The 18,457-nt window shown below is 76.1% G+C and carries 12 protein-coding genes and 1 pseudogene; 8 read left to right on the top strand and 5 right to left on the bottom strand.

The window, feature by feature from the left end; genetic code table 11:
* Positions 1–30 precede the first annotated feature (30 nt).
* A complete protein-coding gene (locus PUR56_RS06505) occupies positions 31–1,242 on the top strand; it encodes an MFS transporter (protein ID WP_443034446.1) in 1,212 nt (403 codons plus the stop codon).
* A gap of 63 nt (positions 1,243–1,305) precedes the next feature.
* On the opposite strand, the gene PUR56_RS06510 is transcribed toward PUR56_RS06505, so the two are convergent.
* The 4 genes from PUR56_RS06510 to PUR56_RS06525 form a co-directional block, all read right to left on the bottom strand.
* On the bottom strand, positions 1,306–4,269 hold the full coding sequence (locus tag PUR56_RS06510) for a helix-turn-helix transcriptional regulator (protein WP_329948196.1): 2,964 nt from the start codon (positions 4,267–4,269) through the stop codon (positions 1,306–1,308).
* Between the two features lie 477 nt (positions 4,270–4,746).
* On the bottom strand, positions 4,747–4,938 hold the full coding sequence (locus PUR56_RS06515) for a hypothetical protein (RefSeq protein WP_329948197.1): 192 nt from the start codon (positions 4,936–4,938) through the stop codon (positions 4,747–4,749).
* A 170-nt stretch (positions 4,939–5,108) separates the two neighbouring features.
* Positions 5,109–8,573 (bottom strand): type 2 lanthipeptide synthetase LanM family protein, encoded by a 3,465-nt coding sequence (locus tag PUR56_RS06520; RefSeq protein WP_329948198.1) that lies wholly within the window; start codon positions 8,571–8,573, stop codon positions 5,109–5,111.
* A gap of 259 nt (positions 8,574–8,832) precedes the next feature.
* Positions 8,833–9,477: a class I SAM-dependent methyltransferase gene (locus tag PUR56_RS06525; protein ID WP_329882420.1), complete on the bottom strand. Its 645-nt coding sequence runs from the start codon at positions 9,475–9,477 to the stop codon at positions 8,833–8,835.
* A 310-nt stretch (positions 9,478–9,787) separates the two neighbouring features.
* Between PUR56_RS06525 and PUR56_RS06530 the strand changes: the two genes are divergently transcribed.
* From PUR56_RS06530 to PUR56_RS06560, 7 genes and pseudogenes are all read left to right on the top strand, one after another.
* The gene (locus PUR56_RS06530; RefSeq protein ID WP_329948199.1) at positions 9,788–10,651 is read left to right on the top strand and encodes a sigma 54 modulation/S30EA ribosomal C-terminal domain-containing protein; all 864 of its coding nucleotides are present in this window, start codon (positions 9,788–9,790) and stop codon (positions 10,649–10,651) included.
* A 50-nt stretch (positions 10,652–10,701) separates the two neighbouring features.
* Positions 10,702–11,172: a pyridoxamine 5'-phosphate oxidase family protein gene (locus PUR56_RS06535; protein WP_329948247.1), complete on the top strand. Its 471-nt coding sequence runs from the start codon at positions 10,702–10,704 to the stop codon at positions 11,170–11,172.
* A 333-nt stretch (positions 11,173–11,505) separates the two neighbouring features.
* Positions 11,506–13,176 (top strand): annotated as a pseudogene (gene ctaD, locus PUR56_RS06540) (aa3-type cytochrome oxidase subunit I); the annotation flags it as partial.
* A gap of 393 nt (positions 13,177–13,569) precedes the next feature.
* On the top strand, positions 13,570–14,118 hold the full coding sequence (locus PUR56_RS06545; protein ID WP_329948200.1) for a hypothetical protein: 549 nt from the start codon (positions 13,570–13,572) through the stop codon (positions 14,116–14,118).
* Positions 14,119–14,299: 181 nt separating this feature from the next.
* Complete coding sequence (locus PUR56_RS06550) at positions 14,300–14,737, top strand: nuclear transport factor 2 family protein (protein ID WP_329882417.1); 438 nt, start codon at positions 14,300–14,302, stop codon at positions 14,735–14,737.
* Between the two features lie 165 nt (positions 14,738–14,902).
* Positions 14,903–15,634: a response regulator transcription factor gene (locus PUR56_RS06555; RefSeq protein WP_329882416.1), complete on the top strand. Its 732-nt coding sequence runs from the start codon at positions 14,903–14,905 to the stop codon at positions 15,632–15,634.
* A 247-nt stretch (positions 15,635–15,881) separates the two neighbouring features.
* Positions 15,882–16,310: a pyridoxamine 5'-phosphate oxidase family protein gene (locus PUR56_RS06560; RefSeq protein WP_329948201.1), complete on the top strand. Its 429-nt coding sequence runs from the start codon at positions 15,882–15,884 to the stop codon at positions 16,308–16,310.
* A gap of 103 nt (positions 16,311–16,413) precedes the next feature.
* On the opposite strand, the gene PUR56_RS06565 is transcribed toward PUR56_RS06560, so the two are convergent.
* Positions 16,414–18,111, bottom strand: coding sequence for a sensor histidine kinase (locus tag PUR56_RS06565; protein WP_443034447.1), 1,698 nt, complete (start codon positions 18,109–18,111; stop codon positions 16,414–16,416).
* Positions 18,112–18,457: the final 346 nt, after the last annotated feature.

The raw sequence follows: 18,457 nt of genomic DNA on the forward strand, positions 1-18,457 counted from the left end.
CGGCCCCGCGGTGCCGCTCCGATCGCCGCGCTGGCCGCCGGCCATGCGGCCGTCGACTTCTACCAGGGCGTCGTCCCCGCCCTGATCCCCTTCCTCGTCGCCGGCCGCGGGCTGGGCTACCTCGCCGCATCGGGGATCATGCTGGCCGCGACGTTGCTCTCGTCCGTCGTGCAGCCGCTGTTCGGCGTGCTGACGGACCGTTGGGCGATGCCCTGGTTGATCCCGGCCGCGACGGTGACGGCAGGTGCCGGAGTCGGCGTGGCCGGGCTGTTCGGGACCTACCCGCTGGTCTGCGCGGCGGTCGCGGTCTCCGGGATCGGGGTGGCCGCCTACCACCCCGAGTCCGCTCGGCTGGCGCGGGCCGCGAGCGGTACGGGCCACACCCGGATGGGCTGGTACTCGCTCGGCGGCAACATCGGCTTCGCTCTCGCCCCGCTGCTGACCGGCCCGGTACTGGAGGCCGGCGGGCTCGGTGCGACGCCCTGGCTGGTGCTGCCCGCGCTGGCCGCCGCCGTGCTGACCGGCCCGGTGGTCCGCAACCTGGCCACCCGGACGGCCGTCGCGCAGTCCGCCGCCCCGCGCGGTGGCGGGCACGACGACTGGCCCGCGTTCCTGCGGCTCTCGGCGGTGGTCGGCTGCCGGTCGGTGGTCTTCGTCGGGTTGAGCGCCTTCGTCGCCCTCTACGCCCGGCAGCGGCTCGGCGGCGGGACGGGCGGCAGTTCCGGCGCCGGGACGGTGGCGCTGTTCGCCCTGTTCGCGGGCGGCGCGGTCGGCACCGTCCTGGGCGGGTGGCTCGCCTCGCGCTGGGGCCGGGTGCGGACCGTCCGGTGCGCGTACGCGGCCGCCGTCCCGGCCGTGGCCGGACTGCTGCTGGTGCCCGGGCCGGCGCTGTACGGCTTCGCGGCGGTCGTCTCGCTGGCCCTGTACGTGCCCTTCTCGATCCAGGTGACGCTCGGCCAGGACTACCTCCCGAGCCGGATCGGGACCGCCAGTGGCGTCACCCTCGGCCTCGCCGTCAGCGTCGGCGGGGTCGCCGGCCCGGTGATCGGGCTGCTCGCCGATCACGTGGGTCTGCGGGTCGCGCTCGCGCCGCTGGCGGCCCTGTGCGCGGCGGCGTGGTGGATCGCGCGCCGACTGGTGGAGCCCGCCGGGGCGGCGGCGGTGGCGGTGGCCGGCACGGAGCCGCCGGCCGAAGCGGCGGGGCTGCCCGGGACGGCCGGCGGTCCGGTCCGGGAGTCCTGAGGGCGGAGCCCGCCGGGTGCGGCCCCGCGCGGACACCGGTACAGGCTCCGCCGGGCGCCCGGGTCAGCCCTCGCCGCAGAGTTCGGAGGCCAGGTCGCAGAGCCCGGCGCGGTCGGTGCGGCCGGTCTTGGCCAGCAGGTTGGCCATGTGCTTCTCCACCGTGCGGGGGGAGATGGACAGCTTCCGGGCCAGCTCCTGGTTGCCCGGGCGGGCGGCGAGCAGGACGAAGACCTCGTACTCGCGGACCGTCACCCCACAGGTGCGCAGCCGGGCCGGCACGGCGTCGCGGCCTCCCCGGTGCTGGGCGACACTGGCGCCGGCCCGCCGCAGCAGTGTCCGGCAGGCGGCGGCGACCGGTTGCACCTCCGCCTGGTGGAAGTACTCCTCGGCGGTGCGCAGCCAGGTCACCGGATCGCCCCATCCGTCGGCCAGCGCGGCCTCCGCGGTCAGCCGCAGGGCGAGGTGGTGGGCCAGCGGGAACGGTGCGGCGGTCAGCCGGGCCTCCGTGACCGCACGGGTGGCCTCGGCCGGCCGGCCCTCACGGCCCAGCAGGACCGCCTCGGCGAAGCCCAGGAACTGACGGTTCCAGGCGAGTTCGGCGGCAGGCGAGGCCACGGCCCGGTCGAGCTCGGCCCGCCCCCAGCGGCCGTCGGCCACCTCCAGCAGCGGATGCAGGCCGTGCCGGCCGGCCAGGTAGAAGACGCTGGGGTGCTCCTGCTCCCAGACCAGGCCGGCCGCCAGCTCGGCGGTGGCCCCGGCCCGGTCCTCGGCGAGCAGCGCGCCGACGGCCCGGCAGAGCCCGTACCGCAGTGGCATCAGGAACGACTCCTCGCCGCCGGCCTGCCGGAACCGGGCCAGTTCGCGTTCCGTCTCCCGGCCGCGGCCGCGGTGCGCGGCCAGGGTGGCGGAACAGAGCAGCAGGTAGCGGTGGGCGGCGAGGTTGCGCAGCCGGGCGGTGGCGTCCAGACACCGGTCGACGATCTCCCGGGCGGTGTCCCACTCGCCGCGCAGCACCGCGTTCATCGCGAGCAGTCCGTCCAGCGTCTGGGTGAGCATGATCGCGCCGAGCCCGGCGGCGGCCTCGCGGGCCCGCTCCAGCCGGGTACCGTCGCCCGTGCGCATGAAGGCGTTGGCCCCCAGCCGGAGCAGCGCCTCGACCCGCCAGACCGGCAGGGCGTGGGCCTCGGCGACGGCCAGCATGCGTTCCAGGCAGGCGTCGGCGGCGTCGAAGCCGCGTTCGCGGGCGAGCAGGGCGAGCAGTTGCCAGGCCTGGCAGGCGACCACCGGCAGCCCGGCCCGTTCGGCCACCTCGGCGGCCTGGCGGGCGCGTCGTTCGGCCTCGGCGAGGCGGGTGGCGGTGTCGGTCCGGTCCTGCGGGTCGTGGACCGGCAGCAGGGCGAGGTGTCCCTCGACGACCGCGAGCGCGGCGTCCTGCTCGGGTCGTGGGCGGTCGGCCGAGAGCGTGCGTACGGCGGCGACCTGGGCCACCGCGTCCGGGCCGCGCTCGGCCATGACCGCCGCCCAGGCGAGGCGGGTGTGGAGGTCGATCCGGCGCTCGACGGCGGGGGTCCGGGCCGGTCCCCGGTCGGCGTGGACCGGGGGCAGCGTCCGGGCCAGCTCGAATGCCCGGTCCAGCTGGCCCGCCTCGGCGAGTGCGGGCAGCAGCCGTTCGGTGACGGTGGTCCGTTCGGCGTCCCCGGCGAGCTCGCGGGCGCGTTCCAGCAGGATCACCGCCGAGCTGGCCGCGCCCGCCTCCAGCATCCGCCGTCCGGCCTCCGCGAAGTGCACCGCCGCGCCCGCCCGGTCGCCACCCGCGAGCAGCAGGGAGGCAACCAACTGGCGTCTTTCGTCGGCGAGTTCCGGATCCGTTCGGACGATCGCCCGGGCCGCCCGGCGGGCCAGCGCGGCCCGTTCGGCGGGGGCCAGGGCGGCGGTCACCGCGTCGGCGGTCAGGGCGTGCCGGAACGCGTAGCGGTCGGGGGCGGCGCTGTCCGGCACGATCATGTTGGCCTCGGACGCCGAGCGCAGGTGGCTGAAGAGGGTCCGGTCGTCGTACCCGGTGATCAGCTGGACGGTGGTCACCGAGAACCGGCTGCCCAGGGTGGCGGCGGTCAGCAGTAACTCTCGGACCTGAGGGTCGAGTTGGTCGATCCGGCGACTCCAGCTGCGGACGATGGTGCTGGGCACGCCGGTCCGCGGTCCGCCCGGCAGGGTCCAGCGGCCGTCCTCGCCGCGGTGCAGCGCGCGGGAGTCCAGCATGTCGGCGAGCAACTCCTCGACCAGGTAGGGGCAGCCGTCGCCACGAGCGGCCAACTGGTCGATGACGGCCGCCGGTACGTCGGCGACCTCGCTCTCCAGGATCGCCGCGGCCAGCGCGGCGACCTCGGCGGGTGGCAGCGGGCGCAGTTCGGCGACGGTGGCGGCGCGCCGGCGCTCGGCGGTCCGGACCAGGTCCAGCGCGGGGCCCGGTTCGGCGCGCAGCGTGCCGAGCAGCAGCACCGGCAGGCCGTCCAGGTTGTCGACGAGGTACTCCAGCACGGCGACGGTCTCCGCGTCGGTGTCGTGCAGGTCCTCCAGCAGCAGCACACAGCCCTGGTCGCGGCCGAGCACGGCGAGCAGCCGCAGCAGCGCCTCGGCCAGCTCGACCACCGTCTCCGGGTAGGCGCCCGTGCCGGCCGCCGACGCCCCGTCGCGCCACTCCGGCACCAGCCGGGCGAGCGCCGGGCGGTACGGGGCGAGTTCGGGGTCGGCCGGCGGGCCGGCGGCCCGGAACCGGGAGGAGAGCGCCTCGATCAGCGGGCGGAAGGGCGTCACCGTGCCGGTCGAACTGCCTCGTCCGCGCAGGACCGGAAGGCCCAGCCCGTACGCCTGGTAGGCGCATTCGCCGGCCAGCCTGGACTTGCCGATACCGGCCTCGCCGAGCAGGAAGACCGCCCCGCCGGCCCGCTGCCGGGCGGCGGACAGCACATCGCCGAGCAGCCCGATCTCGGCTGCCCGGCCGACGGTGATCGACGACGTGGTGCGCATGGCCGCAGGCTACTTGACGTGGCATCTGTTCTGAAGGGTGGCGAATCGGCCACGAAGCAGACACGGTACGAACACGGGAGGATTACGGCTCGACCACATGGATGGGGCGGTGGTCCGGCGGGGCGACGGGTGTGACGGATGTGATCACTGGGTCGGGTGGGGTGTCCGGGAGTGGGGAGGCCGGGGTGCGGAGCGGTGTTCCGGAACGGTGCGGCCGGTTCCGGCGGGGCGGCGGGGGCGGGTGGCACGGCCGTCCCGCCGGGTGGTGCAGGTGGGGCGCACAGGAGCACGGGGTGCGGGCGGACGGCGGCGGGTGCGGGCCGGTCGGCTTGCAATTCCGGGGCGCGGGGCGCGCCGGGAGGGGCGCACGGGCGCACGGCGCGGTGCGGCGGCGCGCAGTGGCGCGGTCCACCGCCGGGGGGCTGCCCGTACCCCGGCGGTGGACCGTCCGGCCGTGTCAGGGCCGGGGAGGGACTGCTAGAACGGGGTGGTCATGGTCGGGAACTCGAAGATCGGCGGGACGACGCCGCCGGTGCCGGCGAGCAGCTGCGAACGCAGGCCCAGGCCGCCGCCGGTGCGCAGCCGGATCTCGCCGGCCGGGTGGTCGGCCGCGTCACCGGGGCGGGCGACGGGCTGGTTCCGGTTCGGCTGCTGGTCGTTGGTGTGCATCGGGTGGTGCTCCTTCGCGGTCGGTGCGGACAGTGCGGGGGTGGCGCCGGTTCGACAGGGGCGGAAGGGGTCGGCGGACAGGGCGGGCGGTGCGGTCCGTCCGGCCGCACACGGAGTGCGGCGAACGGGCGTGTGCGGGGCGGGCGGAGGCCCGCGCGGGTCGGATCGGGTCAGGTCGGGTCGGGTCGGGTGCCGGGAACGGTCGGAGGGCGTGGTCGGCGGAGCGCGGGAGGCCCGCCGGAGCGGAGCAGCAGGGCGGGCGGCACGAGGTCGGGGAAGCCGAGGCGGAGCAGGCCGTGGCCGATCCCGGCCAGGCCGGTGAGCAGGCCGGGATGCGGGACGTGGTCGGGGGTGCCGCAGCGGGCCCCGTCGTGGTCGATTCCGGCCAGTAGCGCCCCGGCCCGGCGGACCCACGGCGTCCGGCCGGACGCGGGGCCGTGCCGGCCGAGCAGTTCCAGGACGCCGAGTTCGCCGTGGCAGAGGCTGTGGTCGGCGATCGGTATGGCGCGGGCGGTGTTCCGGACGGCGCGCTGGGCCCACTCGGCGAGCCGGCGGTCGGCGAGCGCGAGCGGGCTGTCGACCACGGCGAGCGCGACACCGGCCCGGCCCCGGCACCAGGAACCCTCCCGGGAGCGGGCGGAGGTGGCGGCGTGCAGGGCGGCCAGCCCGGCCCGGTGGTGCGGCCCGTCGGCCGCCTCGCCGATGGCCTCGGCGTACCGGAGCAGGGCCCAGCCCGTGCCGGCCGTGCCGTGCGCGAATCCGGTGGCGGGCGGCACGGGTCCGTCCACGAGCCGCTCGGCGCCGAGGGCGGCGGCGCGCAGTGCGGCGGTGGCCTGTGCGGCGGTGGCCTGTGCGGCGAGGGCGTCGGTGCCGGGCGTACCGGCGGTGCGGGCGCCGGCGGCGTGCGGCGGCCGTCCCGTGGCGTGACCGGGGTGGCCCGCGCGGCCGGTGTGTCCGGGGGAGGCGAGCGCGGAACGCACGGTCGAGGCGTGCACCGCGAGCAGGGCGGCGACGCCGCCGGCGGTGCCGCTGTGCACGCCCGGGTCGCTCTCGCGTTCGATCGCGGACGCGACGAGTGCCACCGCCGGGCCGGTCCACTGCCTGATCAGGGGGTCGTCGAGGATACGGGCGATCTCGGTGAGCGCGTAGGCGATGCCGCCGAGGCCGGCGAAGCCGCCGGAGCCGACGGCGGCCGGGAGGTCGGGGTGGGCGGCGAGGGATTCGAGCAGGCCGGGCACGGGTGTGAGGGCCTGACGGGCGACCTCGGCGTAGCGGTCGGAGCCGGTGAGCGCGGCGAGTTGGGCGAGGAAGAGCGCGGCACCGGTGTAGCCGCCGGCCAGGTCGGCGCCGAGCGGCCGGACCCGCCAGTACCGGTCGGCGAGCAGCTCCAGGCCGAGCCAGTTGGTGCGGGACCGGGCCCGGTAGGCGTCGGCGACCAGCTGGTCGCCGACGCCCCGGGCGGCGGTGAGCAGCTGCTCGGGCTCCGGCGCGGTGGCCCAGACGTTCTCGGGGACGGGCCGGCCCGGGCGGTGTGCGGGCGTCCCGGCGGCGCCGACCATGGCCGCGCGGATGATCCACTCCTGGTCCTTGCGGTCGACCCCGCCGAGCCCCGCGAGCTTGGACTCCGCCCGGGCCAGCCCCGCCTCGGCGAGTTCCCCGGGCAGCCGCCGGCCGCCGGAGGTCCACAGATCGCGGGCGCCGGGGCGGGCGGTGAAGAGCGGGACGTCACCGCTCCAGAGGTCGGCGATCTCGTGGTCGGCGAGTTCGGGCCGGCCGGGATCGTCGACCGCGTCGGTGCGCAGCAGCTCCAGGACGGCCTGGCGCGCGGCGGCGTCGCGCAGCACGTCCGGGTGGGTGGACTCGTCGAGCAGGCGTGCGTAGACCCGGGTGGCCCGGGGCACCACGCGGACCTCGTCCTCGGCGAACGAGCGCAGCAGGCCGCGCGGGCCGACGAGCCGGTCGCGCCCGGCGGCGAGTGCGGCGTACCCGGCGCGGAAGCCTTCGACCAGGGCCTCGGTGTGGCCGGCCGGGTCCACCGGCGCGCCGCCCAGGCGGGGGCGGTTGTGGGCCTCCCCGAACGGTCGCGGGCGCCGGACCAGCCGCATCTCGTCGGTGCCGGCGCCGGCCCAGTCGACGCCCTCGACGGGGGAGGTGAGCCGGCCCGCACCGCCACCGCCGATGCCGGAGACGTCCACCGCGCCGTCGTCGCCGACCAGCAACTGCGGCAGCAGGCCGACCCGGTGCACGGACTCCTGGAGGGCCAGGACGGCCGGGTCCTCTGCCGGGTCACGCCGGGCCGGCGGGTGGAACAGCGTCTCGACGTCCACCAGCACCGGGTGCTCCCCGCACGCGACGAGGTTCTCGAAGTGCAGGTCGGTGCCGTCCAGGACGTGCAGCAGCGCGAGCAGCGCGCCCTGCCGGCGGTAGAAGCGCTCGACCTCGAAGCCGGTCAGGCAGGGGCGTGCCTCGGCGTACTCGGTCCAGCCGTGGCCGCCGCGGTCGAGCAGGCCGAGCGCGCGCAGCCGGGGCACCCCGGGCTGCGCGGTGTACCAGGTGAGCAGGGCGTTGAAGTGCCGGTGCGCGGCGGGCGGCCGGGGCCGGTGGACGACGGCGCCGCCGTCGGCGAAGTGCAGCACGGCCACCGCACGCCCGCGCCGGTGCCGGTCGCCCGCGTCGGCGGCGACCGCGACCAGCGCGCCCGGGTCGCGTCCGCGCAGCAGGCCGGCGACCAGGGACGGACGGTCGCCGGCGAAGCGGTCCAGCAGCTCGGCGAACGCGTCGGCGGCGTCGAGGCAGGCGCGGGCGAGCAGCCGGGCCAGCACCGGGTACTCGCGCAGCAGCGCGGCCAGGCCCTCGCGGCGCGCCGTGAGCGCGAGGAACGAGCGGAACCGCTCGTGCGGGCTGCCGCCGGCCAGCCGCCCGCCCGCCCGTGCCACGTTGAGCTCCAGGACCAGCGTGCGGGCCGCGATCCGGGCGAGCCGTTCGGTCAGGCGGGCGGTGAACCCGGTGCGCAGGGCGGCCAGGTCGATCCGACCCAGCTGCTCGGCGGCCCGCACGCCGGGGGAGAGGGCGGTCAGCAACCGGACCTGGGCGCGGTCGGCGAACGGCTGCAGGACGAGCGCGAAACCCGTCAGCCCCGGGTAGGCGGCGCGCGGCACCACCGGGCGGACCGGGGCGGCGGCGACGGCGGCCTCGGTGAAGGCGGCCCAGTCGGGGCGGGCGGCGGGGGCGGGCCGGCCCGGCGTCAGGCCGCGCTCCCACCAGGGGGGGCCGCCGGAACGGGCCGCCCGGAGGCGGGAGCGGTGGAGGCGGGAGGCCGGGCCGGGGTGCGCCGGGCCGGGGCTCGGCGCGGCGAGGTCCGGTGCGTCGGGGGCCGGCGCGGCGAGGTCCGGCGCGGCGGGAGGGGGCGCGGCGGGCGTCTCCCCGGGGACGTGCGGGGTTCCGGATGCGGATCCCGGCCCGGACGAGGCCGGGGCTCCGGTTCCGGCCGGCGCCCGGTCGGGACCGGCCGGTTCGTCCGGCGAGGTGGCATCACCGGGCACCGGAGAGTGCGGGAACGGTGCGGTCGAGGAGATCGCCGGTGCGACCGGGCCCTGAACCGGTCCGGCGCCTCCGTCGAGGCGCGTGCTGCGCACGGCGTTCACCTCTGCCACCACCGCACCTCCGATGCCGGGAGAGGGCTGCGCTGCCGTCGAAGGCGCCGCCCTCGGTGCCGATCCTGGCGTCGAGGCGGCCACCGGGGCATGGGGGGAGGGCCCCCATCTTTGTGGCGGTCGGCCCGCATGATCCGGGCCGACCGCCGGGGCCGGGGGAGGCGCCGGGTGCGGGGCCGGTGCGCGATCGGGTGCGGGGCCGGTGCGTGGCCGCCGCGTTTCCGGGTTCCGGGGAAGGGACCTACCGTCTGGCGAACAGGAGCCGAGTGGCGACCGCGGGGCGGCCGTTCATCGTGAGCACCGGGAGTTCGTGCTCGGCCACCGCGTCGAATTCGCCGAACAGTTCGCCCAGCCACGCCCGGGTGTGGTGGCGGCAGACCGCGCCGTCGCCGGTCTCGAACACGCCGAACCGGCCGTACCGCGGCTCGAACCGCCGGTAGCGCTCGCGGTTGCGTTCGTCCGGCTGGAGGCAGTAGTCGCTGACCTGGAGGAGCGCGCCCGGGCGCAGCACCCGGTGGAGTTCGGCGACGAGGGCGCGCTGGGCGTCGTCGCCCGGTACGCAGGTGAGGACGGCGAACAGGAAGGCCGCGTCGTAGGAGGAGTCCGGACGGTCGAGCCGGGGCGGGTCGGTCAGCACGTCGAACCGGGCGGCCGGTTGCTCGGCGCGTGCCCGGGCGACCGACTCCGCTGCGACGTCCACGCCTTCGACGTCGGTGAAGCCCAGGCCGGCGAGTTCGCCGGCGAGCCGGCCGTACCCGCAGCCGTAGTCCAGGAGGGCGGCACCCCGGTCGATCCGGGCGGTCCAGCCGGGGTGCAGCGGGTGGCCGAAGGTCTTCCCGGTGCCGGTGGAGTTCCAGTACGCGGACTGGTCGTCGGGGATCGACATGGCCCGATCATGCCACGGCCGGGGCGCGGTCCGGCATCCCGCGACGTCAGAGAGCGGGTGTGGCCCGGCCGTCCGGGGATTCCCGCACTCCCGGCGCCCGGGACGGCCGGCTCGCCCCGGCGGGAGCACCACGCCCGGACGAGCCGGGTCGTCCCGGCGGTGGGGGCCGGACGGCGGGCGCCGATGGGGCCGTTCGGCCCTTGTGACGGCTGTGCGGTGGCGGGATGGTGATCGACGCGCCGGTGTGTGCGGGCCTGCCGGAGGCGGGTGGCGCGGTCTGACGAGAACGCGGAACGGGAAGAGGCCTGAGGTGGGCGAGTTGGTCACGGTGCGGGTGTGCGACGGGATTTCGCGAGGTTTCGCGGCCGACGCCAGGGCCCGGATCGCAGCCGTGGTGAGCGGGGCGGACGCCCTGGTCGAGTTGCTGCGGGTCCGGGTCGGACCGGTCGGCCCGACCGGCGTCCTGGCCCAGGTCAACGCGGAGGTGGACGGCCGGCGGATCCGCGTCCAGGAGGTCGCCGTCGATCTGGGGGAGGCTCTGGACCGGCTGGCCGACGGCCTGCGCGGCCGGATGGCAGCCGTCGCCTCGGGGTGGGCGCCCCGGCCCTGGCCCCGCCGGGCCCGGAGCCGCGGGCCTGCCGCGGCCCCCTCGTCGGTCGAGGCGCCGCCGGCCGGGGTTCCGGAGGTCAGGGCCCAACAGGTCAGGGCCCGGCAGGTCAGGGCCTCGGAGGTCAGGGCCCGGCGCTGGGCGGATCCGCAGGCCGCCCGTACCGAACTCCCCTGCGCCGCCGGGCCGCAGGACATCGTCCGGCGCAAGCAGGCCCACCTCGTGTGGTGCTCGCCGGACGCCGCCGCCCGGACGATGGACGCGATGGACTTCGACATCCACCTCTTCACCGACCCGGCCACCGAGACCGACGCCGTGGTCTACCGGGTGGGTCCGACCGGCTACCGGCTGGCCCGTACGGCCGCGGCCGGTCCGCCCACCCGGCCGATCGCCCCGCTCACCCTCAGTCCGAGCGGTGCACCGGAGTTGACGGAGGATCAGGCCGTCGAACGGCTGGCCGCCGCCGAGCTGCCGTACCTGTTCTTCGCCCAGCCGGGTTCGCGGCGCGGGCGGGTGCTCTACCGGCGCTTCGACGGCCGGCTCGGCCTGATCGCGGGCGCCTCGTGAACGACGAGTCCGTCCGTCGCCGCCTGCGCGCGCTGCGCCGGCCCGAGGGCCTGCCGCCGCCCGCCCGACCCCGTCCGGCCTCCGACGCCCCGCCGCGCGAGCTGGTCCCGCTCGAACGGGCCGAGGCCCTGCGGCTGTTGGGACGTGCGCCGTTCGGCCGGATCGTCTTCACCGTGTCCGCGCTACCGGCGATCCGCCCCGTGAACCACCTCCTGGTGGACGACGTCATCGTGATCCGGACCCACGACGGCGCCGCGCTGACCACGGTCGCCCAGGGCGGGGACGACGCCGGCGTGGTGGTCGCCTACGAGGCCGACGCGATCGACCCGTCGACCCGGCTCGGGTGGAGCGTGGTGGTGACCGGCTTCGCGCGGCCGGTCACCGATCCGTCCCTCCTGGCCCGCTACCGCGGGCTGTTGAGCCCGTGGGTGAACGCCTCGATGGACCACACGGTGGCCATCCGGCCCGACCTCGTGACCGGCTACCGGATCGCCGCGGTCGGCACCGCCGCCGCCTCCTGACGCTCCCGCGTCGGCCCCGGCGGCCGGGGGCGCGGCCACCGCGGACGTGAGCGGCCGAGGCCCGCGGGCGGCCTTCGCCGACGCTCCGCCGTCCCTCGGCCGACGGCTCCCGAATGCGCCGGCGCGACCGGGGAGAACGTCAACTCACCGGCTGCGACCGGTGCTTCGTCGTCTCCGGGGGCCGGTGACGGTGGTCCCGGCCGGTGGTCCCGAACCGGGGCCCACCGGCCCCGGCCGCTGGGTCCAACGGCCCTGGGGCGCAAGGGTGTCGCGTTCCGATCATGGATCGCCACCCATCCGCAGTAGTTTCGAAGGAGTGCGTCCTTGAGCGCCATCGAGGCATGGGGCGACAACGCGCCGCCGCCGTCCGCCGCCCGCCCGGAAGGAGTCCGGGCCGCGCGGCCCGGCTCGGCCCTGGTCCGGCTGCTGACGACCACCGATCACAAGACGATCGGCACCATGTACCTGGTGTCCTCGTTCGGGTTCTTCCTGATCGGCGGCATCCTCGCCCTGGTCATGCGCGCCGAACTCGCCCGGCCGGGGACGCAGATCCTCTCCAACGAGCAGTTCAACCAGGCCTTCACCATGCACGGTTCGGTGATGCTGCTGCTCTTCGCGATGCCGCTGTTCACCGGCTTCGCCAACTGGATCATGCCGTTGCAGATCGGCGCACCCGACGTCGCCTTCCCCCGGCTGAACATGCTCGCCTTCTGGCTGTTCCTGTTCGGCTCGCTGATCGCCGCCGCCGGCTTCGCCACCCCGCAGGGGGCCGCGGACTTCGGCTGGTTCCTCTACGCGCCGCTCTCCGACGCGGTCCACTCGCCCGGCGTCGGCGCCGACATGTGGATCATGGGCGTCACGCTCTCCGGCTTCGGCTCCATCCTGGGCGCGGTCAACTTCATCACCACGATCATCTGCATGCGGGCCCCCGGCCTGACCATGTTCCGGATGTCCATCTTCTGCTGGAACGTGCTGCTGACCTCGGTCCTGGTGCTGCTGGTCTTCCCCGTGCTGGCCGCCGCGCTGCTCGCCCTGGAGTGCGACCGCAAGTTCGGCTCGCACGTCTTCGACCCCGCCAGCGGCGGGGCCATGCTCTGGCAGCACCTCTTCTGGTTCTTCGGCCATCCCGAGGTGTACATCCTGGCCCTGCCGTTCTTCGGCATCGTGTCGGAGATCATCCCGGTGTTCAGCCGCAAGCCGATGTTCGGCTACGCGGGTCTGATCGCCGCCACCGTGGCCATCGCGGGCCTCTCGGTCACCGTGTGGGCGCACCACATGTACGCCACCGGCCAAGTGCTGTTGCCGTTCTTCTCGTTCATGACGTTCCTGATCGCGGTACCGACCGGCGTCAAGTTCTTCAACTGGGTCGGCACCATGTGGAAGGGCTCGCTGAGCTTCGAGACGCCCATGCTCTGGACGGTCGGCTTCCTGGTCACCTTCCTGTTCGGCGGCCTGACGGGCGTGCTGCTGGCCGCGCCGCCGATCGACTTCCACGTGACCGACTCGTACTTCGTCGTCGCCCACTTCCACTACACGCTGTTCGGCACCGTGGTCTACGCGATGATGGCCGGCTTCCACTTCTGGTGGCCCAAGATGACCGGGCGGATGCTCGACGAGCGGCTCGGGCGGATCTGCTTCTGGACGCTCACCATCGGGTTCCACTCCACCTTCCTCGTCCAGCACTGGCTCGGCGCGGAGGGCATGCCGCGCCGCTACGCCGACTACCTGGCCTCCGACGGCTTCACCGTGCTCAACACGGTGTCCACCCTCGGCTCCTTCCTGCTGGGCCTGTCGATCCTGCCGTTCCTCTACAACATCTGGAAGACCGCCAAGTACGGCGAGCGGGTGACCGCCGACGACCCGTGGGGCTACGGCCGCTCGCTGGAGTGGGCCACCTCCTGCCCGCCGCCCCGGCACAACTTCGTCACCCTGCCCCGGATCCGGTCCGAGTCCCCGGCCTTCGACCTGCACCACCCGGAGATCGCGGCCCGCGACTTCCTGGACCACAACGGCGAGCCCGCCAGGCACCTGGCAGGCGTCACCCCGGCGGCGTACGACGCCCCCGCACCGCGACGCGGCCGCGCGCTGGGGAGTTCCGCCGCCGGTTCCTCCGGGGCGTCCTCCGAGACGTCCCCCGGCGGGTCCCGTGCCGGGTCCTCCGGTGGGCCCGGCGCGGGCCGCTGACGGCCTGCCCCCTGAACGCCGCTCCCGCCCGCGTCGCTGCCCCCGGGCGGGCGGGAGCGGCCCTCCGTCCCGGGCCAGTCGTCCCGGGCCAGTCGTCCCGGGCCCTCCGTCCCGGGCCCTCCGTCCCGGGCCAGTCCACACGTCGTCCCCGTCTTCGTCCGACGCCTTCCCGAATCCACGTCGAGCCCCACCGGCTGAGGAGCGCACGGAACCATGTCCCACACCGTTCTCGCCATCGGCACGGCCGCGACCACCGCGTCCGGCTGTGTCTGGTACCTGCCCGCCATCGCCGACCTCCAGGCGGGCGACGACCGCCCCCGCTCGGCCCGCACCGCCGCTGCCGCCTGCGTGGTCTGGTGGGCCGGCCTCGCCCTGGGCGGCGTCCTGTTGCTGGCCGTCCCGGACTGGCAGCCCGCCGCCCGGATCACGCTGGCCGGCCTGGTCGCCGGGGTCCTCCTGAGGGTCCGCGCCCACCTGCAGAGCCGGTCCGAGCGGCGCGAGGACCGCCTCCGCTGGGCCCTGCTCGACCCGGACCCGGACCCGGACTCCGGGGCCACGCGCTCCCCGCGCCCGGCGGCCCGCACGCTGCTCGGCTGGCTGCTGGTGGGACTGGCGGTCGCCTCGCTCGGCGCCGCCTCCGTCCTGCTGACCGGTGGCGGCCCCCTGACTCCGCGCCTGGCCGCCGCGGCCGGAAGCGCCGGCGCCGTCTCCGCCGCCTTCCTTCTCATCGGCCTCGGCGACGTCCGTCGGCACCGCCGCTGAGGCACCGCCGTGAGGGCTCCGCCCCGCCGACGGCGACTGTGTTGCTCACCTGCCCGGTAGGGGTGGGGCGGAGGATCCAAGTCGACCTTTGAGCAGGGACTTTGAAAAGCAGTCAGGTCGACCCGTATCTTCGGGCGCGACACCGGGGGAACCGCCCCGGTGGCGTCGAAAGGGGTGTCCCATGACCACTGCCTCACCGCGCGAGGTCCTCCAGCGCTTCGTCGACTACATGGCCGACGGTCCCGACGAGGCGGCGGCGGACCTGTGCACGGAGGACGCCGCCTTCGAACTGCCCTACCTGATGCCGGGCGTGCCCGAGCAGAAGCCGGGGCGGGAGGCCTTCCGGGCCCACCTGCGGCACGGCGCCACGATGCAGAAGTCCGAGAGCGTGGACCCCGTGAGCATCCACGAGACCGCCGATCCCGAACTCGTCGTCGTCGAGTACCGCCTCCAGGGGCACGTCCTGGCCACCGGACGGAAGTTCGCCTTCGACATCGTGATGTTCGCCCGGGTCCGGGACGGACTGATCACCTGGTCGCGCACCTACTCCAACCCGCTCGACAGCGCGATAGCCTTCGGCGCCGCCGAGCGGCTGCTCACCGCGATCGCGGCCGGGTAGGGGCACACCCGGGCCGGGACCGGCGCTGTCCTCGGCACCGATCCCGGCGGCGGACCGTCCCGGGCCGATGGGGTCGTTCGACCCTGGCCGGGGGCGCGGCGCCGGGGCATGATGCGGTGGACCCGGCGTGTGGTGTGCCGGGCGTGGAGAGGGTGGAGCCGCGAGATGGCGAGCGAGACGGCCGGTACCGAGACGCCGGCACCGGTCAGGGTGTTCCTGCTGGACGACCACGAGGTGGTGCGCCGCGGCGTGCACGACCTGCTGGACTGCGAACCGGACCTGGAGGTGGTCGGCGAGGCGGCCACCGCCGAGCAGGCCCTCGTCCGCGTCCCGGCGCTGCGGCCCGACGTCGCCGTGCTGGACGTCCGCCTGGGCGACGGCGACGGTGTGGCCGTCTGCCGCGAACTGCGCTCCCGGATGCCCGACCTGGCGTGCCTGATGCTGACCTCCTTCGACGACGAGGAGGCGCTCCTCGACGCCGTGATGGCGGGCGCCGCCGGGTACGTGCTGAAGCAGATCAGCGGGACCGACCTGGTGGCCGCCGTCCGCACCGTCGCCTCCGGGCGTTCGATGCTCGACCCCGGCGCGGCGACCCGCCTGCTGAACCGCCTCCGCAGCGAGGCCGAACCGGCCCAGCCGTCCACCGGAGGACCGGAGCTGACCGTCCGCGAGCAGGAGGTGCTGGCGCTGATCGGCGAGGGCCTGACCAACCGGCAGATCGGGGAGCGGCTCTACCTGGCGGAGAAGACGGTGAAGAACCACGTCTCCCGCCTCCTGGCCAAGCTCGGCGTGGAGCGGCGCGTCCAGGCCGCCCTGATCGCCACCGAGCTGCGCCAGGCCGCGGCCGCCCAGCCGACCTACCACCCGCGCATCCTCGGCGGCGGCCTGCGCGGCTGACCCGCGCCCTGAGCCCCGGCCCCAGGCCCCCGGCCCCCGGAGATCGGTGGGAGCCGGGGGTGTCGGCGCTGCCGCGGTGCGGCCCTCCCTCCGTCCGGCAAGCCCGTCCGGGGCCGCCCCTCGCCGCGCCCGTACCGTCCGCCGCGCCCGGTCCGGGCGCCTCTCGACGCGGCCCCGCCGGCCGGGGGCGGTGGACGGGACCATCGGCCCTCGCCCCGCCGCTGCCCGGCGAGTGACCATCGCTCGCATGAACGTCGATCCTGAAGCCCCGGCCGTGGTGCCGGTCGAAGCGTCCGCAGGGCCGCCGGCGGGCGGTTCCCGGGACCTCGACGAGGCCCGGGCACTGGAACTGCTGGGCGGCACCGACGTGGGCCGGGTCGTCTACACGGTCCGTGCGCTGCCGGCGGTCCTCCCGGTGCGGTTCCGGTTGGACGCGGGCGGCGGCGTGCTGGTGTCGGCGGCGGCCGGATCCGAGCTGGCGCGGGCGGTGGACGGCGCGGTGATCGCCTTCGAGGCCGACGAGGTGGACGGTACCGACGGCACCGGTTGGTGCGTCACCGTCCTCGGCCGCGCGGAGGTCCGCCGACCGGCGAGGGGGCCGGGCACGGCCCGGGTCGAGATCCGGATCGGTGCCGAACTGGTCGTCGGCCGGCACCTGACCGCGGACCTGTTGTGACCGCCGACCTGTTGTGACCGCGGACCGTCCCTGAGACCGGGCCTGAGCTCGGCCTGAGCGCGGCGGGTCCGTAGGCCCGCTGACCCTGCTCCCCCGGGGCGGGCTACAGCCCCAGCGGGGCCTCCCAGCGCAGGACGGTCCCGCCGCCGTCCGCGGGGCGCAGCTCGAAGCTGCCGCCGACCCGCTCGGCACGTTCGGCGAGGTTGCGCAAACCACTGCGCCGGCCCCCGGACGGTACGCCGACGCCGTCGTCGGTGACCGTGAGCGCGACCACGCCGCCGAGGGCGCGCAGGGAGACCTCGACCCGGCCGGCCCGGGCGTGCCGGGCGGCGTTGCTGAGGGCCTCTCCGAGGACGGCCATGACGTGTCCGGCGAGTTCCTGCGGTACATCGGTGTCGAGCAGGCCCTCCATGCTGAGCCGCGGGGCGAAGCCGAGGGTGGCCTGGGCCTCGCCGACGGCCCGGGTGGCCCGGGCGCGCAGGCCCCGGTCGGGCTCGTTGTGGGCGCGCAGACCGAAGATCGTGGAACGGATGATCTTGATCGTCTCGTCCAGGTCGGCGACCGCCCGGCTGACCCGGTCGGCCGCGCTCGGGCTCTCGATCAGGCGGCCTGCGCTCTGCAGCGTCATGCCGGTGGCGAAGAGCCGCTGGATGGCCAGGTCATGGAGGTCGCGGGCGATCCGGTCGCGGTCCTCCAGCAGGGTCAACTGCTCCGCGTCGCGCCGCCGTTCGGCCAGCTCAAGGGCGAGCGCGGCCTGGTCGGCGAAGCCCAGGAGCGGGCCGGTCTCCTCGGCCGTGAACGGTGGCCGGCCGCTCTCCCTCGCGAGCAGCAGCACACCCCGTCCGAACCCCTCGCCGGTGCCCAGCGGCACCGCGACGGCCGGTCCGAGCCCGGTGAACCGTCCGGCCGGTCCGGCCGGGTACCGCCCGTCGTGCTCCAGCTCGTCGCTGGTGACGGGGGATCCGGACGCGTACGCGGCGCCGGAGAGCGTGCCGTCCACCGGCACGGTCACCCCGAGCCGCGCCTCCGGACGGCCGCCCAGGGCGACCTCGACGGTCAGCTCGGCCGCACGCTCGCCCGGTCCGGCGAGCGCCACCGAGACGTCGGCGAGCTCGGCGCCGGCGATCTCCCGGGCCCGGCGCGCGATCAGCTCGACCACCTCCAGCCGGGGGGCGCCGGAGAGGAGACTCCGGGTGATCTCGGCGCTCGCCCGCAGCCAGCGCTGCTGGCGCTGCGCCTCCTCGTACAGCCGGGCGTTGTCGATGGCCACCCCGGCGGCGACGGCGAGCGTGGAGATGACCGCCTCGTCGTCGGCGTCGAAGTCCAGGCCGCCGCGCTTGTCCGTGAGGTACAGGTTGCCGAACACCTCGCCCCGCACCCGCACCGGAACCCCGAGGAAGGTGTGCATCGGCGGATGGTTGGGCGGGAAGCCGACCGAGGCCGGGTGGTCCGAGAGCACCGGGCAGCGCAGCGGCTGCGGCTCACGGATCAGCTCGCCCAGGATGCCGTGCCCGGCCGGCAGCGGGCCGATCGCCTCGATCTCCTCCTCGGTGAGACCGACCGTCAGGAACTGGGACAGCGTGTGCCCGTCCGCGCCGATGACGCCGAGCGCCGCGTACCGGGCGTCGACCAGGTCGGCGGCGGCCTCGACGATCCGGCGCAGGGCCTGCGAGAGGTCCAGCTCGCGGCCGACGGCGAGCACCGCCTCCAGCAGGCTGTGCACCCGGTCGCGGGTGCCGCGTGCCGCGTCGATCCGCCACTGGAGTTCCTCCAGGAGCTCGTCCAGGCGCAGCTGCGGGATCCGTGCGCCCGCGCCACGCGGGTGCGGCCGGTCGGCGGCCGGGGTGGCGCCGGTGACAGCCGTGGCGGCGAGGCCGGGATCGCCGGGAGTGTCGAGGATGTCGGGAGCGCCGACGGCGCCGGGAGGTGCGGGAGTGGCGGGCTCGGCGCGGCTCCCGGGGGCCGGGGTGGCCCGGGGGCAGGCCGCAGGGGGCGCTTCGTCGTGTCCGCCGGTGCCCGTCCGCGTACCTTCCGCGCCGTTCACCGGCGTCCTCCTCGTCGTTCTGTCCTGCCCGGTCCGGTTCCGCCCCGGTCGTCGGACCGGTCGGATCGTCGGATTCACGTTAGTGCCCAGGGCGGCCCGTGCG

Source organism: Streptomyces sp. BE303 (assembly GCF_036290945.1).
Classification (GTDB): Bacteria; Actinomycetota; Actinomycetes; order Streptomycetales; family Streptomycetaceae; genus Kitasatospora.